Source organism: Acinetobacter sp., assembly GCF_036666595.1.
GTDB lineage: Bacteria > Pseudomonadota > Gammaproteobacteria > Pseudomonadales > Moraxellaceae > Acinetobacter.
Map to the genome: position 1 here is coordinate 533 of NZ_JAVWVO010000064.1, position 274 is coordinate 806.

Genomic DNA, 274 nt, shown 5'->3' on the forward strand with positions numbered 1-274 from the left:
CGCATTTCGTATAAGGTGTATTATGTTAATTTTAGAAAAAATTAATAACTAAAGCACCAATTATTATTCCTAAAATAACACCTAACAATATATGTTTATATTTTCTATATTTTCTATTTCTTTTTTCATTGAGGATTTTCTGTTTTTCTTCTAAGGTAAAAACATGATCATTCCAACCAATATGCTCTACAGCACTATCTTTTAAAATAACAACATGCATCCCTATTGCATCGTAAAAATTAGATAAGAAAGCTTCTGTTGTTATCGCTTTCAT

General features: G+C 26.3%; 1 pseudogene. It reads right to left on the minus strand.

The features are described 5' to 3' along the window. Window positions 1-31: 31 nt before the first annotated feature. Window positions 32-274, minus strand: a pseudogene (locus RR876_RS16765) (glycosyltransferase family 2 protein); the annotation flags it as partial.